This is a genomic window from Pradoshia sp. Z4_20, assembly GCF_058216035.1.
This window is the reverse complement of the sequence record NZ_JBZAJD010000002.1, coordinates 28,264-48,641: the sequence shown is the minus strand read 5'-3', so window position 1 is coordinate 48,641 and position 20,378 is coordinate 28,264. Positions and strand designations below refer to the sequence as shown.

19 protein-coding genes are annotated in these 20,378 nt (G+C 37.6%); 15 read left to right on the top strand and 4 right to left on the bottom strand.

Going from position 1 to position 20,378, the window contains the following annotated elements:
• Positions 1 to 128: 128 nt before the first annotated feature.
• Genes AC4BHP_RS06225 through AC4BHP_RS06215 form a run of 3 tightly spaced genes read left to right on the top strand, consistent with a single transcriptional unit; the run spans position 129 to position 2,415 of the window.
• A complete protein-coding gene (locus AC4BHP_RS06225) occupies positions 129 to 929 on the top strand; it encodes a hypothetical protein (RefSeq protein WP_066104194.1) in 801 nt (266 codons plus the stop codon).
• 24 nt (positions 930 to 953) lie between these two features.
• The gene (locus AC4BHP_RS06220) at positions 954 to 2,033 is read left to right on the top strand and encodes a toxic anion resistance protein (RefSeq protein WP_066104191.1); all 1,080 of its coding nucleotides are present in this window, start codon (positions 954 to 956) and stop codon (positions 2,031 to 2,033) included.
• A 13-nt stretch (positions 2,034 to 2,046) separates the two neighbouring features.
• Positions 2,047 to 2,415, top strand: coding sequence for a hypothetical protein (locus AC4BHP_RS06215; RefSeq protein WP_066104187.1), 369 nt, complete (start codon positions 2,047 to 2,049; stop codon positions 2,413 to 2,415).
• Between the two features lie 245 nt (positions 2,416 to 2,660).
• Here AC4BHP_RS06215 and AC4BHP_RS06210 read toward each other — a convergent pair whose 3' ends face one another.
• Both AC4BHP_RS06210 and AC4BHP_RS06205 read right to left on the bottom strand, forming a co-directional pair.
• Complete coding sequence (locus AC4BHP_RS06210; protein ID WP_490551737.1) at positions 2,661 to 3,938, bottom strand: dicarboxylate/amino acid:cation symporter; 1,278 nt, start codon at positions 3,936 to 3,938, stop codon at positions 2,661 to 2,663.
• 213 nt (positions 3,939 to 4,151) lie between these two features.
• On the bottom strand, positions 4,152 to 5,195 hold the full coding sequence (locus AC4BHP_RS06205) for a DctP family TRAP transporter solute-binding subunit (RefSeq protein WP_139891101.1): 1,044 nt from the start codon (positions 5,193 to 5,195) through the stop codon (positions 4,152 to 4,154).
• An 88-nt stretch (positions 5,196 to 5,283) separates the two neighbouring features.
• On the opposite strand from AC4BHP_RS06205, the gene AC4BHP_RS06200 reads away from it, so the two are divergent.
• The 6 genes from AC4BHP_RS06200 (at position 5,284) to AC4BHP_RS06175 (ending at position 11,419) form a co-directional block, all read left to right on the top strand.
• On the top strand, positions 5,284 to 6,864 hold the full coding sequence (locus tag AC4BHP_RS06200; RefSeq protein WP_490551736.1) for an ATP-binding protein: 1,581 nt from the start codon (positions 5,284 to 5,286) through the stop codon (positions 6,862 to 6,864).
• Between the two features lie 12 nt (positions 6,865 to 6,876).
• Complete coding sequence (locus AC4BHP_RS06195) at positions 6,877 to 7,566, top strand: response regulator (protein WP_066104175.1); 690 nt, start codon at positions 6,877 to 6,879, stop codon at positions 7,564 to 7,566.
• Between the two features lie 182 nt (positions 7,567 to 7,748).
• Positions 7,749 to 8,810: an NAD(P)H-dependent flavin oxidoreductase gene (locus AC4BHP_RS06190; RefSeq protein ID WP_140461377.1), complete on the top strand. Its 1,062-nt coding sequence runs from the start codon at positions 7,749 to 7,751 to the stop codon at positions 8,808 to 8,810.
• Between the two features lie 310 nt (positions 8,811 to 9,120).
• Positions 9,121 to 9,531 (top strand): hypothetical protein, encoded by a 411-nt coding sequence (locus tag AC4BHP_RS06185; protein WP_140461378.1) that lies wholly within the window; start codon positions 9,121 to 9,123, stop codon positions 9,529 to 9,531.
• Positions 9,532 to 9,664: 133 nt separating this feature from the next.
• A complete protein-coding gene (locus AC4BHP_RS06180) occupies positions 9,665 to 10,369 on the top strand; it encodes a Type 1 glutamine amidotransferase-like domain-containing protein (protein WP_490551735.1) in 705 nt (234 codons plus the stop codon).
• Between the two features lie 126 nt (positions 10,370 to 10,495).
• Entirely contained in the window at positions 10,496 to 11,419 is a 924-nt protein-coding gene (locus AC4BHP_RS06175; RefSeq protein ID WP_139891092.1) for a TIGR01777 family oxidoreductase, read from the top strand.
• Positions 11,420 to 11,444: 25 nt separating this feature from the next.
• Here AC4BHP_RS06175 and AC4BHP_RS06170 read toward each other — a convergent pair whose 3' ends face one another.
• Complete coding sequence (locus AC4BHP_RS06170) at positions 11,445 to 11,813, bottom strand: hypothetical protein (protein ID WP_139891090.1); 369 nt, start codon at positions 11,811 to 11,813, stop codon at positions 11,445 to 11,447.
• A gap of 187 nt (positions 11,814 to 12,000) precedes the next feature.
• On the opposite strand from AC4BHP_RS06170, the gene AC4BHP_RS06165 reads away from it, so the two are divergent.
• The 6 genes from AC4BHP_RS06165 (at position 12,001) to AC4BHP_RS06140 (ending at position 18,997) form a co-directional block, all read left to right on the top strand.
• Positions 12,001 to 13,143, top strand: a complete 1,143-nt coding sequence (locus AC4BHP_RS06165; RefSeq protein WP_490551730.1) for an acyl-CoA dehydrogenase family protein — start codon at positions 12,001 to 12,003, stop codon at positions 13,141 to 13,143.
• Between the two features lie 423 nt (positions 13,144 to 13,566).
• Positions 13,567 to 13,767 carry a cold-shock protein gene (locus tag AC4BHP_RS06160; protein ID WP_050614125.1) on the top strand — a complete coding sequence of 67 codons (201 nt, stop codon included), beginning with the start codon at positions 13,567 to 13,569 and terminating at the stop codon, positions 13,765 to 13,767.
• A gap of 593 nt (positions 13,768 to 14,360) precedes the next feature.
• A complete protein-coding gene (locus AC4BHP_RS06155; RefSeq protein ID WP_490551727.1) occupies positions 14,361 to 15,233 on the top strand; it encodes a pirin family protein in 873 nt (290 codons plus the stop codon).
• A gap of 465 nt (positions 15,234 to 15,698) precedes the next feature.
• Positions 15,699 to 17,297, top strand: a complete 1,599-nt coding sequence (locus tag AC4BHP_RS06150) for a PTS transporter subunit EIIC (protein ID WP_077248034.1) — start codon at positions 15,699 to 15,701, stop codon at positions 17,295 to 17,297.
• A 178-nt stretch (positions 17,298 to 17,475) separates the two neighbouring features.
• Positions 17,476 to 18,162 (top strand): N-acetylmannosamine-6-phosphate 2-epimerase, encoded by a 687-nt coding sequence (locus AC4BHP_RS06145; RefSeq protein ID WP_490551725.1) that lies wholly within the window; start codon positions 17,476 to 17,478, stop codon positions 18,160 to 18,162.
• Between the two features lie 28 nt (positions 18,163 to 18,190).
• Complete coding sequence (locus AC4BHP_RS06140) at positions 18,191 to 18,997, top strand: MurR/RpiR family transcriptional regulator (RefSeq protein ID WP_066104144.1); 807 nt, start codon at positions 18,191 to 18,193, stop codon at positions 18,995 to 18,997.
• A gap of 327 nt (positions 18,998 to 19,324) precedes the next feature.
• Here AC4BHP_RS06140 and AC4BHP_RS06135 read toward each other — a convergent pair whose 3' ends face one another.
• The gene (locus AC4BHP_RS06135; RefSeq protein WP_490551724.1) at positions 19,325 to 20,353 is read right to left on the bottom strand and encodes a YeiH family protein; all 1,029 of its coding nucleotides are present in this window, start codon (positions 20,351 to 20,353) and stop codon (positions 19,325 to 19,327) included.
• Positions 20,354 to 20,378 lie beyond the last annotated feature (25 nt).

The following is a 20,378-nucleotide window of genomic DNA, read 5'->3' as shown; positions in this document are numbered from 1 at the left end:
TTGAGATATCCATTATTTTTGATAAAAGTGCTACAGGAAATGAAAATTACCAATGTTTTTTGAAACTATCTGTCTGTTTGTTCGTATGTATAGTATGGTAAAATTGCCTTAGAAAGGGGTGACTGTTTATGTTCTATATGATCCTTCTTGGATTGGTAGGAGCTACAGCTGTAGTTTTTCTGCAGGACGCAAAACCAGCAGGACCAAAACAGGAACGTTTGGCAAATGTGATGAAGCGAATAGCAGGTAAAAATCAAAAAGACCAGTTTGTATGCACTCAATTGGATGATCGTTATGCCCATTATGTATATGAATTGGATTCAAATATACTATCTATCTTGGCTGGACCGGATTACATTACGATTAATGCGCAAAAAGCTAAAACCAAACAGCCTTTACTTGATGTTCGATACGATACAAGATCGAGAGTTTATACAGAAAAGAAAATCTCTGAACAGTTATTAAAGAAAGAAAGCGATCTAGAAAAGATTGACCTGTTTTTAAGATGGGCCATTATGAGTTTTCAGCCGGAAAAAATGAAAATGATATATCAAAATAACAATAACTTTACTGCTCTTATAAACGAGCTGGAAGATGCGAGAAAAAGAAACTATCTCTCATCACCGATTGATCATGCCTTTACTCAAATTATCCCAAGCCTGGGTTATTTACTGGAGCATGTGGATCTCATCTCTGATGTTGATTATGAGCATCAGGTTAAGGAGACAATAATTAAAGATTTACGAAAGCTGATAGCTGACTTTAGTCAATTGGAATCCAAACAACAAGAAAAGTATGAACATGATACATTAAATCGACTGATTATCATACAGGAGCGAATTACACAAATTCGCAGACATATTGACAATACAAGGGAATTTGACTTAAAGAAAACATTGACTACAATCGATCAAAGATACGAAAAATAATGTTGGACAAGAGGTGGAAAACCGATGAGTGAACAAAATAGGGAATTTGATGAAACAGCGATTCAATCATTCATAAATCCCGAAGATATGAAAAAATTAAATGATGAAGCAACTCAGGTCGTCAAAAAAATATCTGACACGGATGCACATAATATTGACTCCGTCCTAGAGCATTTAAGCAATTTCGGCGGCAATGAGCAACGTATGGCTGGGGAATCATTAAACAGTCTACGCAGACCAGTCAAAGACATGATGGACAACAAGGACAATCACGATATACCAACTAATCTGCTCAAGCTTCGCGAGGCGGTTTCTGACCTAAATCCAAATGCCTATCAGACAAAAGGAATAGCAAAGATTGTTCCAAAGTTTTTGCGCAAGAGTTCAAATGAAAAGTTTATTGCAAAGTATCAAACAGTGGAAAAGAATATTGATGAAATCGTCCAGTCCTTACTTAGAGGAAGAGATATGCTTCAGGAGGATAATGCTGAGCTTGATGTCATCAAAAAAGATGTCCATGAAAAAATTTATCTCTTAGATAAACAAATCTATATGGGTCAGCATCTTTTCCAAATGATTGAGGATAAAAAGAACGATCCAGAATGGCAGAATAAGCAGCAGCTTGTCATGGAGGCACAGGAGAAAATTATTGTGCGAACAAAGAATATGAGCTCTATGGTAAATGTGCTACAGCAATCCCTTGCTTCTGTTGATATTATCAAGAAAAATAATGATAAATTGAAAGAAGCCATTCGGAATGCAATTGATACGACTAAGAACTTAGCTCCCGTTACATCTGCTATTCATTTGGCACTGCAAAATCAGGAAAGAATCATTACAGCAATCAATGATGTGAATGAAGCTACAGAAAACATGATTTTGGCAAACGCGCAAATGCTAAAAGAAAACACAGAAAAAACAACGAAGCTCCTGGAGAATCCATCTATCTCGATTGAAAAGCTTCAAAAGGCTTACCAGGATATTTATTCTGCTATTGAGACCCAGGAAGCATCCAGCAGAAGGATTATCGCCAGCAGTAAAGAGTTTGTAACGAAGCTGGATGATATGAACAGAGAAATGAAAACGAAGTTATTAAATCAATAAGGGGGAAGAAACCATGCAATATGTTAGATATTCTCTCTTGCTGCTAACCTGTTATTTGACCGTGATGTTTAGTGGATTGATACCAGTGGTATTCTTTGATTCATTCGGAATGTTCCTGGGTTCCTATATTTCCATGTCCATCGGGATTACAATTCTTTTATTTGGCTTATTCTTTATGAAAATGAAAGAAAACCATTCATTGAAAATGAGGTTGCTTGTCATTAATACGATTGGTTTCCTGCTATTCCATTTTAATTTTGCAGGATACACTTCATACAACTCCATGGTACTGTGTTATCCCATCCTAGCAGTCTTAACATTGGTTGCATACGACAAGTATTATAAAAAGCAGAAGGAAAAAGGAAATCGAATATACTACTGAAACGCCGATTGATTCGGCGTTTTTTTTATTTAACTGTTCTTCAGAGACGGGACGTCAGATAGGCAGTCTTTTCATTATGCAGCTATCTTCTCAGGTATGGATTAAGAGCAATAATTAAATTAACCTGAAAATGAAATAATAAGTATCACAGGTTGATCATCCGTATATGAATGGAAAATTAGAAAAAGTATTTAAAAAGAAAGACAAGCTGGCAGATGGAGGCACGGCTTGTCTTTCTCTTTGTTTTATAGATTGTCTGCAGGAGAAGTGGCATCATACCTCTTTGGTTGTTCATCAGGCACAAAATCCGCATTGAATTCTTTCTCTGATTTAGAAACAACAACAGTTGCCACACCGTTGCCAATTAGGTTCGTAATTGCACGTGCTTCAGACATGAAACGATCGACACCAATTAATAACGCCATTCCTTCTACCGGAATCATTGGGAAGGCAGCCAAAGTGGCGGCCAGTGTGATAAAGCCGGATCCTGTCACCCCTGCAGCGCCTTTTGAGGTTAGCATCAATATGCCAAGCAAGGTCAGTTCTTGCCAGATGGTCAAATCAATCCCATAGGCCTGGGCGATAAAGATGGCGGCCATTGATAGATATATAGATGTACCATCAAGGTTGAAGGAGTACCCTGTAGGGATGACCAAACCGACGACTTGCTTTGAACAGCCGTAGTTTTCTAGCTTTCGCATCATTCCCGGCAGGGCAGATTCGGAAGATGATGTACCAAGAACCAGCAGAATCTCTTCTTTAATATAGGCCATGAACTTAAAGACATTAAAACCGTAATATTTTGCAATTGAGCCGAGGACCAAGACGACGAATAAAAACATAGTGAGGTACACAGAGCCCATCAATTTTCCGAGTGAAACAAGCGATCCAAGACCGAAATTTCCGATTGTATAGGCCATTGCGGCAAACGCGGCGATAGGGGATATTTTCATAACCATATTGACAATCTTAAAGAATATATCAGCTATTATTTCAAAGAAGGTGATGACTGGTTTGGCTCTTTCGCCGACAGAAGCAGCAGCCAGTCCGAATAGAATTGCTGAGAACAAGACCGGAAGCAGTTCCCCTGAAGCAAGGGCGCCGACAACATTCTCAGGAATCAAGTTCAGAATGAATGCTCCGAAGCCCTGATCCGATTCAGCAGCCTGTGCCGTATATTGAGATACATCGCCAGTTTTTAAATTCTCTGTATTAAGCCCGCTTCCAGGCTGAACAAAGTTGACGACAAGAATACCGATTGCTAAAGCAAGAGTGGATACAATTTCGAAATACAATAAAGCCTTGCCGCCAATCTTCCCGATTTTCTTTAGGTTGCCCATGCTTCCAATCCCAATGATTACTGTCAAAAAGATAATTGGAGCAATCAACATTTTAATTAATTTTATGAATAAATCAGCAAGGATTTTTAAACTGGCACCGAACTCAGGGAAAATTGCCCCTACCATAATCCCTAAAATGATACCGGTGACAACTTGGACAGTTAGATTCTTAAAGATTTTCAAAGCCAACCCTTCTTTCTGTTTTATTGTTAGCGCTTACAATTTATTGTGTTTATCTTAAAGGATAAAGAAGGAATTGTGGGATTATGGTTTTAATGTTCTTTTTGGTCTTTTTGGTCACCAGGATAATTATCTTAATCGAAAGAATGAGCATATTTCTTTAATCAGCATCCAATCTATATGAAAAAGAAAGACCTTCCGTAGGGGAAGGCCTCATCAGTCAATCGACTCTTGAATCTTTTTTAATAGTTTTTCGTCGAATTGGGTCTTATAGTAATCATACAGTGGCAAGAAAGTTTGCTGCCATTGCCGTAATTCTTCGTCACTTAGATGATAGATTTCAAGCTCAGCGGAAGCTTCCAATTTCGCTAAGGATTCTCTGTTCATTTGCTCGGATTGCGTTAAGTTCCAAGCTGTCGCTTCGTCCATTGCTTCGATGACTGCCTGCTGTAAATTCTTTGGAAGACTGTTCCAAAACTCATTGTTAATCATGACTGCATATCCAAGAATACCATGGTTGGATAGTATCATATGATCTTGCACTTGATAGAAACCCTTAGAATCAATGTTAGAGATCGTATTTTCTTGGCCGTCAAGCTTCTCCCTTTCTAATAAACTATAAACCTGGTCAAAGGAAGCGCTTCGGTTCTCTGCACCAACAAGGTTCAGCTGCCTTTTGAGCATGTTACTTGGCATGGTACGCAGAGTAAGTCCCTCAAGATTATCTGGCAGTTTAACAGGAGAATGGGCCGTTGTAATTTGTTTAAATCCATTATTCCAAAAGGCCAAGCCCTTTACACCATACTCATCAAGCATCCCTAATAGCTCTCCCTTTATGGGACCTGTGAAAATCTCTTCTATATCTTTATAATTCTTCAATAAATACGGCAGATCGAGAACTTGCCATTCGGGAATCCAATCTGTCACTTTTGAGAAGGAGGGAGCAATCATCTCGATATCGCCATTTTGCAAAGCTTGCAGTTCCTCCCCATCTGAGTAGAGTGTGCTGTTTGGATATACCTCTACCTGGATAGCTCCGTTAGTCTTCTTCTCGACTAGCGTTGCAAATTTATCAGCGGTGAGCCCTTTTGGTGTATTTTCGGCAACAACATGACTAAAGTTGATGACAATTTGTTCGTTTAAGCCCTCTTGTTCAAAATCAGGCGGTAAGCTTGCTTTCTGCCCAAAATCATGCTGAACCCCCATGTATATCACCAATACGGCAATGATGGAAACAGCTGTTATTAAAAAACTTTTCATATCATATCCCCGCCATATTATTCTTTTCAATATTCTACCATGTTTTTTGGTGGTACAATGGAAAAAAGTTACTCGAGGAGTTTTGGGCATGAAGCAAATATCTATCCATTGGAAGATTATGACTATGACTTTCTTCATCATTATCTGTTCTTTTGCTGTTGCAGGTATCTTTGTGCTCGGAAGTTTCATGGAAAAGAAGGAGGCAGAAATCAGCGAACGGAGCCTGCTCCTCTCAAGAACGGTTGCTGAATTGCCTGAGGTGAGGAAGCTGCTTTCAGAAGGCGGTGACAAAAGCAGAGCGGAAGAAATAAACCCAGTTGTTGAGCGGATTAGGGTTATCAATAATGCTGATTATATTGTTGTGCTCAATAATAATCGTATCCGACTGTCCCATCCTGTCAAAAGGATGATAGGTACAGTGTCAAAAACGGCAGATGAGGATGCTGCGTTTACGGAACACAGCTATGTCTCTAAAGCGAATGGAGAAGCAGGCACAGTTATGCGCGGATTTGTTCCTATTATGGATGATGAACATAATCAGGTAGGGGTGGTTATCACAGGATATCTGACCCCAACTCTATGGGAAATTGTATGGGGGACAAGGATTGAAATCTTCTTGGCTATTGGTTTTTCGCTGCTACTTGGCGCATGGGGAGCATGGTCACTGGCACGGCATGTTAAAAACCAAATGTTTGGGCTTGAGCCACATGAAATAGCTCGTCTCTATGCCGAACGGAATGAAACCTTCAATGCCATGCATGAAGGAATTATCGCTATTGATAATGATATGACCATTACGGTTTTTAATGAAAAGGCCTATCGTATCCTTGGTGTAGATAAGCAAAATCTAATCGGCAAGAATATTTATGATGTTCTGCCTGATACAAGATTGCCAGAAATCATTGATTTTAATCACCCGGTCTATAATAAGGAGTTATTGGTCAACCAGCATTCCATTTTGAGTAATCGTATTCCTATTCAGGTAAGGGGCAAAACGATTGGAGCCGTCGCAGTCTTTCAGGACAGGACAGACGTGAAGAAGCTAGCCGAGGAGCTTACAGGCGTAAAGGCTTTTGTTCAGGCTCTCCGTGTTCAAAATCATGAACATAAAAATAAGATGCATACAATCGCAGGCTTGCTTCAGCTTGGTAAATATAAAAAAGCAACTGAATATATCTTCCAAGCTAAAGAAGAACAAGAAATGCTCACTGATTTCCTACATGAACGCATTAAAGATGACAATCTATCAGGTTTGCTTTTAAGTAAGGTTAGCCATGGGAAAGAACTAGGTATCGAAGTCGAAATAGATAAGAACAGCAATTGGACTCATTTTCCAAATGGGCTTGACCATCATGATTTTGTCGTCATTATCGGAAATCTTATGGAAAATGCATTCGAGGCTGTACAGAAATCTATCCAAAAAGAGCGTAAAGTGTCTATTAGCTTGGACCAAACGGATGAATCTACATCAATTTTGGTGGAGGATAATGGAATTGGGATGGATGAAGCCGTCATCAATAATCTATTCAAAAATGGATACACCACCAAACAAGAAGAAGGACATGGGATTGGCATGTACTTGATTCATGAAATTGTCGCCAAAGGCGGCGGCAATATTGAAGTGGATAGTTCTCCTGGTGAAGGGACCAGCATTGTCATTACTTTTTAAGGGGGAAATGAAATGGAAACAGTTACTGTATTACTAATTGAGGACGATCCAATGGTACGCGAGGTTAATCGTGGGTTTATTGAGAAAATAGAAGGCTTCCATGTCGTCGGTTTTGCCCCGAACGGTAAGGTGGGGCTTGAACAAATAGAAATCTTGAAGCCAGAACTTGTTTTAATGGATATATTCATGCCTGAACAGGATGGGCTTGCTACTATCCGCAAAATCAGGGAAAAGGCCATTTCGACAGAGGTCATCGTCGTTACGGCAGCTAATGACCAGCAGACAATTCGGGAAATTCTGCAGTTTGGAGCTTTTGACTATGTCATGAAGCCATTCACCTTTGAGCGAATGAAGCAAGCGCTCGAAAACTATAAGGCATACAGGGAGCAATTCAAACAGAAAGAGGAGTTGACTCAGGATGAATTGGACCGTCTCTTGCGCAGCCAACCTGAACAGGGGCATAAAATGAAGAAGGAAGTACTCCCTAAAGGACTTAACCCGGCAACAATGGAGAAAATACTTCTATTCATCGAAGAGAAAAAGAAACCAATCTCGGCAGAAGAAGTTGCCGAAGGGACTGGACTTGCAAGAGTCACAGCTCGTCGTTATCTGGAACATCTCGAAAAGCAAAACAAAGTAGAAATTGTATTACAGTATGGCGGGATAGGACGGCCTATCAACCGTTATCAAACGGTTAATTGATATTAGCATTAATCAGTTAAGAAGCTACAAAAGCTAAATATTTCTTGTTTTATCAGAGAATTATTGCAATATCCATTCAAGGTTATTCAACGTTTGGCAACCTAGCAATGAAAAGTAAAAAATACAATACATCCTGGGGAAAAACTTTATTATAAATTCAAAAAAATGAGGGGGAACTCGTTATGGAGAATAAATTGATTCAAGAGTTAGGGATTAAATATCCCATCTTACAAGCTCCTATGGCAGGCGTGACCACTCCGGAACTAGTTTCATCAGTTTCAAATAATAATTGTTTAGGTAGTATTGGAGCCGGTTATTTAACAGCAGATAAAACAAGAGAATTCATACATAATGTAAAAAAGTTAACTAAACATCCATTTGGTATAAATCTTTTTGTACCTGAAAATCATGAATTAATAGAAGATAAAATTTTAAAAACGAATAGTTTATTAGACCAATATCGAAAAGAACTTCAGATAGTAAAGGATGATTTGTCGATTTCTACTAAATCAGAATTCGATGAACAAATTGAAATAGTATTAAAAGAAAAATTGAAGGTTTGCTCGTTCACATTTGGTATTCCAAGTAAAGAGATTGTGAAAGAATTAAAAAAGGTCGGAACAGTTGTTATAGGTACTGCAACAAATGTAAAAGAAGCCCAAATAGTTGAGAGTATAGGAATGGATGCAGTGGTTGTTCAAGGCAGCGAAGCAGGAGGACATAGAGGATCATTTATGAATCCAGATAGCTTAATAGGGTTAATGTCTTTAATTCCACAAGTTGTAGATAATGTTTCCATACCTGTTATTGCTGCAGGAGGGATTATGGATGGAAGAGGTGTCACAGCGGCTTTATGTCTTGGTGCAAAAGCAGTTCAATTAGGCACAGCTTTTTTAACTACAAAAGAGAGTGGAGCACATCCATTACATAAGAAGGCTATTCTTAATGCATCAGAAGAAGATGTATTATTAACCAGGGTCTTTTCTGGTAAGACAGCCCGGGGTGTTAACAATAAATTCATGGAAAATATGAGAGAGTACGAAAATGAATTGCCGGCTTATCCTTATCAAAATACATTAACTAAAGAAATAAGAAGGGTAGCAAGTGAACAAAATAATAAGGAATATATGTCACTTTGGTCTGGGCAGAGCCCAAGATTAAGCAGGGAAGTATCGGTTAAAGAATTAATACAATCTCTTCAAGAAGAATCAAAAGGGATTCTGAACCAGTTTGTAAATTTATAATTTATAATTTATCTTTTATTTTTACTTTTGAATAAGAACAAAAACCACCAAACTAATAAAAATAAATATCCTATGGTTGTAAATATGGACCAGATCGCTCCATGTTGTAATAGACTAATTAAATGTTCAAATTCGTTCATTTTTTCTGCTCTTCCAATACTGTTTATCAAACTGATTATTAGAGCCACTTATTAGTATTTTCTTAACAAATTTTAAATACTGGAAGGGAATGATAGCTTAAGGATGGAAATATAATGGTAGTAGGCAGGCTCATGATTACTTTTTAAAGGGAATGAAGGGGCGATCAGATGTGAATATGATGGCGAAGGTTAAACTCATATTTTATGCAGTAATCGTATTTTCGATTTATCTGTATGCCATTTTCTATTCTTTTGGGGATCATGATTTGAATTTAAATCACACGTCTAGTAAACAAATCACTGCTTCCTCGGATGAGGATATCAGAAGAAATGTTCAAATAAAATTTATCCTTTTGAATTCATCCGGTCATGCACTTGGTGAAACTGATATTTTGATTAAGAAAAACTCTAAGAATCAAGACAAGAAACCCTTAAATGTTCAAACTAATAGTAAAGGTGAATATGAGTTGACCATAGAACCTGGTTCATATGATGTCCATTTAGAAAAAAATCGCTCTGTACAAAAACAAGTAACTATTCATTCTAAGGATGATGGTAAATCAATAGTACTGAAGTTTTAAAGAAGCCTTAAGTAAGGCTTTTTTATGCATTTGTTCATTATAAACGCTGTTAACAAACATATATTAAACGTTATTTATAGACTAAGTTTTGCCTGAACGTTATTGGTCGTCAAAAGTAAGGGAGGATTGAGCTATGCGACAGATTATTGCCTTAGGAGGCGGAGGTTTCTCAATGGAACCGGATAATCCGTTATTGGATCGATATATTTTAAAACAGGCTACTGTAAATAGGCCAAAAATATGCTTTGTACCAACTGCCAGCGGGGATGCGGACGGGTATGTACAAAGGTTTTATACCTTTTTTAATGAGCAGGAGTGCGAACCAACTCACTTATCATTATTTAAGCCACCTACAAGAAATTTGCAAGATTACATACTCAAGCAGGATATTATCTATGTTGGGGGAGGTAATACAAAGAACTTATTAATTCTCTGGAAAGAGTGGGGATTGGATCGAATACTGAAAACTGCTTATGACCAAGGAATCCTATTGTGCGGTATAAGTGCAGGTGCAATTTGCTGGTATGAGGAAGGATTGACCGATTCATTTGGAGATACTCTTGAACCAATAAAGGCATTGGGGATATTAAAGGGGAGTCATTCCCCTCACTACGACGGTGAAATGAATAGAAGACCGGCCTATCTACAAATGATTAAAGATGGATTAATAAATCCAGGTATTGCTGCTGATGATGGGGTAGGGCTTCATTATGTAAATGGAGAGCTGGTAAAAGTAGTGAGCTCCAGACCGAACGCAGCAGCATATAGAGTTGAAATGTCTGAAGATGGCATTGAGGAAAAAATCCTACCCTATTATTTAGGAAAGGAAGACTTATAGAGAGAATACCACGTTGTAATTATTATGATGTTTACATCTTTTTCTTTTGAGGGAAGTAGAAAAGTAAGCAAAAATAGATTAAAAGTCTTTCTGAATTGATAGTCGCAAATGAATGGGGTGCGGAGGATGAAGATAGCGATTGCCGGCGGTAGCGGTTTTGTTGGGAAGGAACTTGCTGCATTATTAGTCAGGGAAGGTCACGAGGTTTATATTTTGACCCGTAATAAAAATAAGCTGACAATGTCAACTGTTAAACCAGTCGAATGGCTTAATGAATATAGTAAACCAGAAGAGGAATTGGAAGGGATTGAAGCTATTGTTAATTTAGCTGGGACATCCCTGAATTCTGGTCGTTGGACGGAGAAAAGAAAAAAGCAAATTTTAAAAAGCCGTATAAATGCAACAAATGAGATCTATAGGATAATAGCAAAGCTTGACCCTAAACCTCGAATTTTAATCAATGCAAGTGCTATTGGTTGTTATGAGCCATCTCTAGAACAAACCTATCATGAGGACTGGAAACAAGCAGGTGACAATTTTCTGGCGGAAACTGTTGTTCAGTGGGAGCAGGGAGCCCAAAAAGTAACAGATTTTGGAATGAGAGTCGTATTTGCCCGTTTTGGTCTAATTCTTGGTGCCAAAGAAGGGGCTTTTCCAAAATTGATTTTGCCCTATAAGCTATTTGTCGGAGGTAATTTAGGTTCAGGCCGACAATGGTATTCGTGGATTCATGTTGAGGATGTGGCAAATGCAATTTTATTTTGTATCCGAAATAACCAAATAAATGGCCCGGTGAATTTTACCGCTCCGCATCCAAAGAGAATGGAGGATTTCGGTAAAACTCTGGGTGAGGTACTTAATAAACCGCATTGGACAACCATTCCTTCTATTTTCATGAAGACAGCTCTTGGAGAAATGAGTACGTTAATACTGCAAGGGCAAAAGGTGATACCCAAAAAATTAATCGAAGCCGGATACTCATTTATCTATCCGGATTTAAGGTCTGCTCTAAGGCAATTAGTAAAACAAAGAAAGGACTCGCGGAGGTAAAAGCAGAGTCCTTACTTCTTTTGAATTATTTTTCGTCATGAAAATCATGATTTTCATGCTCACCATGATCATTGTCTGCTGAATGTTCATAATGATCCTCTACATGATCATCATATTGGTCGTCTGTATGATCCTGCTCTTGGTTCCATTGTTGACCGAAGAATAATGGACGTCTTCTTTCCTTGTATAGGTTTCTTGAAATGCCAATTATTTTCTTGAAGCGGATGGCTATTATGCTAGTTTGACCTCTATTTGTGGTAAGCAGCAACAAAAAGTCGCTCTTTAACGCCTTTAATTCCCCGTAATATGAACCTTCAACTGTAATAACCTGGACTTGTTCACTAATTAGATCAGAAGCATAATCAAAAAAATCTTTATCACTTTCATTACTCAAATGTAGTCTCCCCTCTCTTTATAATTAGTTAATGCACGTTATAGAACATTTGCATAGGCGTTTTGCTTAGGGAATAGGGGAATAATTATAGTTTGGTAATGGGTATAGAAACGGCAAAGTGATATGATAAACATATAAACCATACTATTCAACCCAGAATAGTTTTTTCGATAAGGGAGCTGGCAACATGGAGGAATATTTAACAAAGCAACAAGAAACTATTTTGCAGCAATTAAAAGACGTAGCAAAAGAGTTTTCTGTAAGTGCACAAAAATATGACGAGGAACGCTCATTTCCAGCCGAGAATATTACCGATTTGAAAAAAATGAAGTATACAACCTTAACCTTGCCACAGGAATTTGGAGGAGCAGGGGAAGGGTTAACGACTTTTTTGCTTGGCCAGGAGATCATCGCCGAGCATTGCGGTTCAACGTCACTAGCAATTGGGTGGCACAATATGGTGATCCTGGAGCTCTTAGAAAATAAAACATGGACAGAAGAAAATAAAAAGAAACTATTTAACGAAATCGCTGACGGAGCTTTGGTTAATCGTGCCGCATCTGAACCAGCGACAGGTAGCCCAACAAGGGGAGGTAGACCAGAGACGATCGCTCTTAGAAAAGGAGATAAATGGATTCTTAACGGAAGAAAAACGTACACCTCACTGGCTCCGGTTTTGGATATTTTTCTTGTAAGTGCATGGATTCCTGACGAGGAAACGATTGGTTGGTTTAAAGTATACAAAAACCAGAGCGGTGTGAGTATTGATGAAACATGGGATATGATCTCGATGCAGGGAACTGGCAGCCATGATTTACTTATGGAAAATGTAGTGCTTCGTGAAGAATATTTTGTGGAAAGAGCATCTGCTAGAAAAGCTTCGGGCTGGCTTTTACATATACCTGCCTGTTATATCGGCATTGCAAAAGGAGCACGTAACTATGCAATTCAATTTGCAAAAACGTATTCCCCAAACAGTTTAAAGGGCACAATCTCTGAACTGCCGCATATTCAGGCAAAGATTGGCCAAATGGAGCTTGAGCTGATGCAGTCGAGGAGCTTCTTGTATTCTGTTGCTCAAAGATGGGAGCAGTATCCTGAGAAGCGGGAACAAATGGGTCCTGAATTGGCAGCTGTGAAAACGGCTATAACCAATCAAGCGATCTCGATTGTCGATACGGCCATGCGAATAGTCGGTGCACAAAGCCTGCAACGGAAAAATCCAATGCAAAGATATTATCGTGATGTTCGAGCTGGTCTGCATAATCCTCCTATGGATGATTCTACATTGACCTTACTTGCTAAAAGTGCGTTAGAGAAACAAATATAATAGAAGAAAAAAGGTAAGATTAAGAAAATGGTTTAAGCTTACCGGTATAATGTTTAAAGAGAGCAGGGTAAATCTAATGGTTTACCTTGTTTTACGTTAATGAAGGTTTTTTAAGTAATAAAATTCACAAAAGATTGAGAGCCAATGACTATAATTATCTCAGTTCACTAGTGAATCATTGATTGGTGATACTCCTGAAATTACCAAATGTAAACATTTCTCCTTGAAGAATATTAACTCACATGTTTAGTGTGATATAGAAGGTATAAGTCTAATAATTTGCTATTTTAGAATTTATCTGTTATTCTAAAGAAGAATTATTTTTGTTCGTTTTCAGATTGAGAAGCGATTTTGATTTTCGTCTAAGGTTTTTGAGCAAGGATAGTAACACATTGTGTGGAAACACACTAGGAGGCAACAATTATGGAACAAGGTAAAGTGAAATGGTTTAATGCAGATAAAGGTTTTGGATTTATTGAACGTGAAGGCGGAGAAGACGTATTCGTACATTTCTCAGCAATCCAAAGCGAAGGCTTCAAATCTTTAGACGAAGGTCAAAGTGTAACGTTTGAAGTAGAACAAGGACAACGTGGCCCACAAGCTACAAACGTTCAAAAAGCTTAATAACAGCTAATAGATAGACCCTACATTAGTAGGGTCTATTTTTTGTTTAATCAATAATTTTGAGAATAAAAATATAGCCCTATTCAATTCAAGAAATGAATAGAGCCTCTGTAACAAACGTATGAAACTAGTAATATCAAATGGTAGGCTAAGTATAGCACAGTGGTTGAATAATCACTAATTTAAACCGGATTATACAGTGATATTCTGACGACAAATCGGAATATTATGGTAATATGTTAATGGTAAGATAGTGGGATATCAATAAGGGAAAAAGTAATGATTCTGAAATAAAAAAGAGTTTACAGTAAAAGTATTTGGTGAAGAAACAATCACAGAATACAAGGGCTCGGGGTTTTAAATCAAGAACCAAATGCCTACCAAAAGAAACTGCCTTAGGGATTATTGAAATGATCGTTGATGACTTCTTTAAGGAATTCCAATTCATGCTACACGGAAACAGCCTGAAAAATTAATTGCAAAGTTTCTAATAAGAGCTAAAAAGAAACCCAATTGAAATTTTGTAAAGTAGTTTAAAGCTGCACGAAAATAAATTTATTCATATGTTTAAAAGTCCAAAAGGAGGTATTGAAATGTCTAATGAATCAACATTTCAGAGAGAAGTAAAAGATTTTTGGTATCCAGTATACAACAAAAATGGATACCCGCATGTTCAACAAGGAATGATTTTAAATCCTGAGAGGAATGAGGAATTTTCCCCGTTTATTCTAATGGCTGAAGACTGGTTTAAGCGTGGAACCTTCTCCGACCATCCCCACAGAGGCTTTCAAACTATAACGTATGTTATTGATGGAAGGCTTGAACATATAGATAATGCAGGAGGGTATAGCATTTTGGATGCTGGTGATGCCCAATACATGAATGCTGGTTGGGCAGCTAGGCATGCGGAAGAGGCTTTTGACGATGATCTTATTCATACCTTACAGCTGTGGCTGAATCTGCCAAAAAGTCTGAAGCATACAGAAACAAGTTATCAAAACATCTATGTAGAAGATGCTCCTGTTGTGAATGTTGAAGGGGGTTCCATTCGTGTTTACTCAGGTGATGTTGCAGGGGTAACGGGACCTATGAATAGTTTGGTTCCTATTACGATGACAGAAATTAGCCTCCGTGAAGGGGCTGAATACACACATGTTTTGCCTGAGAATCATAATGCATTTTTGTATATGTTGGCGGGTGAGATGGAGTATGGAGAAAGTAAGACAAATATAGCCAAAACAGGAGCGGCTACACTATCCTTTATTGAGGAAGGCTCCGATTCTAACTCAAGTGAATTAAAAATAAAAGCATTATCTCGTTCTAAAGTATTGATTTATTCAGGCGTTCCGATCCGGGAAGAAATAGCTCTTGGTGGACCATTTGTAATGAATACACAGGAAGAAATCAGGGAGGCGTTCCGCGATTTTCAGCGCGGATTATTTGGACCACCTGCAGTAAAAAAATAAATCATAATGAGAGAAATAAAATATATTTTCAAACAAACACCAGATGGATCATAAACATCTGGTGTTTGTTTGTATAGTTTGTGAACGTATGTTCTTAAACTATCGAGAGTGTTGATCCTAGAAATGTGTTACTGACAAATTTAATCAGTGATCTTACCAAAAGCAAAAATAACCAATCAAAATACATATATTTTTTGAGTTCAGTTCCTTTCTAGTCCTATATCCATATCTATTGCCCTACAAATAATCTACCAAAGGGACGAACATTACATGTGGAATTTGGAAAAATTATAAAATTTATCAATATAGTAAAATAATTCTAAAAATTATTTGCATATTAATCTAGTACTCTCATATAATAGAAGATAATAAATTACATTAAATGTGATTTATGATAATTTTTTTCAAAAGTAACAACTTATTAAGCGAAGGGTTTTAAATCTGATTGAAAATGGAGGGATACGAATGTTTGAAAAACTGCAACGTTTAGGAAAAGCTTTTATGATTCCTATTGCTGTTTTGCCAATAGCCGGGATCATGCTTGGTATTGGGGCAGCTTTTACCAACCCCCTTATGGTAGAAACCTATGGGTTGGAAGGAATCCTAGGAGAAGGCACAATTTTGTTTTATATTTTAAGCACCATGTCTGCAATTGGTAATATTGTTTTTGCTAACTTGCCTTTGATATTTGCTGTTGGGATTGCTTCAGGGTTAGCATTACAGGAAAAAGGTGCAGCGGGTTTATCAGCGGCAATCGCTTTTCTTGTCATGCATGTTATCGTTGGTACCATTCTAGGTTTCCTGGGTCATACACCAGAGACGACAACGGTAGACTATTTCTTATCACAGGGTCTAGATCCGGTTGAAGCAGCAAAGCAGGCAAACGTATATGGATACGAGCTTGGTATTTTTACAGTTAGAATTGGCGTGCTTGGAGGAATTATTGTTGGTTTATTAGTAGCCTTTTTAGCTAATAGATATTACAACAAGCAGCTTCCAGAAGCACTTTCGTTTTTCTCTGGAGTAAGGTTTATTCCGATTATTTCAGTATTTGCAATCAGTGTAGTAGGGGTGATAATTCCATTTATTTGGCCATATGTCCACCTTGGAATTTCAACCTTCTCAGAATTCTTTGGACGAACAGGCCCGATCGGAATGTTCTTCTATGGATCTCTGATGAGACTTCTCAATATTTTTGGACTTCATCATGCGATTTATCCACTATTCTGGTACACCTCACTTGGTGGAGAATTAGAGGTTGCAGGAAAAATCATACAAGGTGGACAAAGCATTTTCTTCGCCCAATTGGCTGATCCGACTGTTACCAAATTTTCAGCTGAAGCAACGAAGTATTTCACAGGTGGATACTTACCAATGATGTTTGGTTTACCAGCAGCTGCCCTTGCTATGTATCATACTGCTAACAGTAAAAACAAGAAAATTGTAGGTGGTATTCTATTTTCAGCAGCCTTAACATCCTTCTTAACAGGGATTACTGAACCAATCGAATTTACATTCCTTTTTGTAGCACCATTACTTTACGGGATTCATGCCATCCTAGAGGGAATTTCCTATGCTGCTTTATATGCTTTAGATGTATCGGTAGGGGTTACTTTCTCAAGGGGTATTATTGATTTTACATTATTCGGTCTATTGCAGGGTAATGATAAAACGAATTACATTTGGATTCTTATTCTCGGAATTCCAACAGCACTTATCTACTACTTTGTATTTAAAACTCTTATTCTAAAATTGAATTTAAAAACTCCAGGTCGTGGGGAGGAATCTGAGAATAAGTTATATACGAAGAAAGATGCTTTGTTAAAAGATATTGATATCGAGGATGTAATCACAGCCTTAGGTGGAAGAGAAAACCTAGTGGACGTGGATGCATGTATAACAAGATTAAGAGTAACAGTTAAGGATATCGATAAAGTTGCCGAAGATTCAGTTTGGAAAGATGAACTGAAGGCAAAGGGACTCTTTAAGAAAGGCAAGGGTGTTCAAGTCGTATATGGAGCCCTCGCAGAGATCTTAAAGAATGAGATAAACAACGTTAAATAATCCTAAAAGGTTAATAGGTGGAGCTGTAGCGGTATTATGTTTTTTCTTTCTTTAATCTATATATTAATGCTAAGCTACCTCCACTATTTAAGTTTCGTTAATTGGATTTGCTGCAGGGGAAACGTGCTCCAATTGTAATCATCAAGGTAGAAAAACAGAAATAGTAGGTGAATAAAAAATGTTAGAACAAATAAAAAAGGGTCTTGTAGTTTCATGTCAGGCCCAAGAGAGTGAGCCTCTTCATAGCTCATTTATCATGTCAAAGCTTGCTCTGGCTGCCAAGCAAGGTGGAGCGGCTGGTATTCGGGCAGAATCGAAACCGGATATTATCGCGATTAAAAAAGAAGTAGATTTACCGGTCGTAGGAATTGTAAAGCGAAATTATCCAAATAGTGAAGTTTTTATCACAGCAACAAAACAAGAAGTCAATGAACTAATTGAGACAGGCTGTGAAATGATTGCGATGGACGCAACACTAAGAGAACGTTCGAATGGAGAAACATTAGTTGATCTAGTTTCATATGTAAAAGAGCATTATCCAGGGGTTCAGTTGATGGCAGATATCTCCTCTTTGGAAGATGCGATGAATGCGGAACGATTGGGCTTTGATTGTGTTTCCACAACCCTTTATGGCTATACAAATGAGACAAAAGGATGTAAATTATATGAGAATGATTTTGAATTTATCAAAACAGTCTTAAAAAATGTCTCAATCCCTGTTATAGCTGAAGGAAATGTTATCACTCCTGAAATGGCGGGAAGGGTACTTGACCTTGGAGCTTACTCCGTTGTAGTCGGGGGAGCAATCACTCGGCCACAGCAAATAACAAGTCGCTTTGTTGAAGAAATAAAGAGGGGTTGCTGATCAATCATTAAGGAGGAAGGAGTCATCTATGGTTACGCTCTTGAAGGAAATTCAATCGAAATATTCTTCATTCTCCGATAAAGAAAAAGGCTTAGCTGATTATTTGCTTTCTTCGCCATCAGAAGCTTCCAAGTGCACGATCAAAGAAATAGCAGAAAAGACGAATGTATCCGTTGCAACGATTACACGATTCTGTAGAAAAGTATCCTGTAAAAATTTCGTCGAATTAAAAATGAATCTAGCAAGAGAGACGCACCATGAAGAAGCGGAAGATATGGATTCTAAAATTAGAAGTCAGTATATGGATGTAATCCGCGATATACAGGGGTTAAACAGTCGCAAATCGATCATGAAAGCACTCAAATTAGTTACAAATGCTAAGCGGATCTTTATCTATGGTTTAGGAAGTTCGGGACTTGCCGCACAGGAATTAAATTACCGATTGAGTAGGATGGGTTTTGCCAGTGAAGCTGTAACCGATCCACATTTAATGATTATTAGAAGTACCTTATTAAAAAAAGGGGACTTACTATTAGCTATTTCACGCTCTGGGCAAACCCGGGAGTTAATCTCATCTGTTAATGAAGCGAAGAAAAAAGATGTTAAATTAATCTCTCTAACCGCCTATGACCATACATATCTAACAAAATTATCGGATGAAGTGCTATGGACCGTTCATCCTGTTCGCAATGCCTACTTATCAACCGGTCTTGATTTAAGCGCGCTTTACCTCATCGATTTAATTAGTATGCATTTCCTGGAGGATCCTACTAGGAAAAAAATCTATCAAGAAACTATATCCGCAGTATCGTCTCAAATCCATATTAATAGTTGAAATAGAGAAGTTTAAAATACTCCGCCTGAGAGAGTTGATTTGTTTAAAATCCGCTTACCTTAGGAGGAGTATTTTTTTGGAAAAAGATATTTAAACTATTAAACTATCCCAGAACTTTTATTATCAAGTGTGTTATTTTTGCGAAAGTGAATTATAAACTAAGTCTTCATGTGGTTAATAGGTAGTAAAGGTATAGGTGATTTTTTTGCCTTTTTTAAGAACAATGTTTAAAGTTTAAGTGTTAATAAAGCACACTTAATTTTAAAGAAGGATTAATGCCCTCATTTGTTGAACTCTTTATTGTAGTAAAGCGAATGCAAAAGATTATTAAATGGAGAAAAATGAAACAATGGAAAGCAATACAGAGGTAATAAAAATTGCTATAAGTGGTTTTAATGCCTTAGAACGTATAGCTTGGAAACTCACGTTTAAACCGAGACCAACCATTGCCATTGTCAGAATATAAGTGGTGAAAATGTTAATAATGTTATAAAAAGAATCAGGAATAATTATATATTCTCCCAAAATGAAACTATTGATTAAACTCATAGCAATAAAGCCAAGTAAGAACCAAGGAAATTCTATTTTGGAGTTTATATTGTTAGATTTTTTTCGACTGTTTATCCAAAAAATTAAGAGATAGCAAAATGGTATTAATAATAAGACTCGGCTTAATTTGGCCAATAGAGCAATAGCCATTGCATCTTGACTAGCCGGAGCTGTAGCTAAAGCAACATGAGCTATTTCATGCAAGCTGGCACCACTCCATATTCCATAGTCTAAGTCGGATAGGGGGATTATAGGTCGAAGGAATGTGTATAAGACAGCAAAAAAAGTCCCAACTAACGCAATAATACCAATTCCCATAGCTGTATCTTCTTCTTTGCTTTTCAAAATTGGAGACACAGCAGCAATTGCTGCTGCGCCACATATACCTGTTCCTACAGCTAATAACAAGGATAATGACATGTCTGCTTTCAACCACTTGGCAAGGAGTATTGTAATTATCAGAGCAAAGGCGATAGTAATAATACCACGCAAGATCAGAGGCATACCTTGATTGAAGATTATATTAATATTTAATTTCAAACCATAAAGAATGATTGCGAACCTTAATAGTTTTTTTGATGAAAATTCGATTCCTTTTCTGATTTTTTCTGGATAACTCCAAATTTGTCTATAGATAATAGCTATAATTATCGAACAGGCCAGTGGACCCATTAGATTAAATCCACTAATTTTGGATAAACCTAACCCTAATAAAGCTATAAAAAAAGTAAATCCAATACCACCGACCATTTGAAACATGGGATAAGTGCTATGTTGTTGACGTTTTTCTAATGGGGATTGTGACATTAAGCATTCCTCCTTTAAGTAGCTA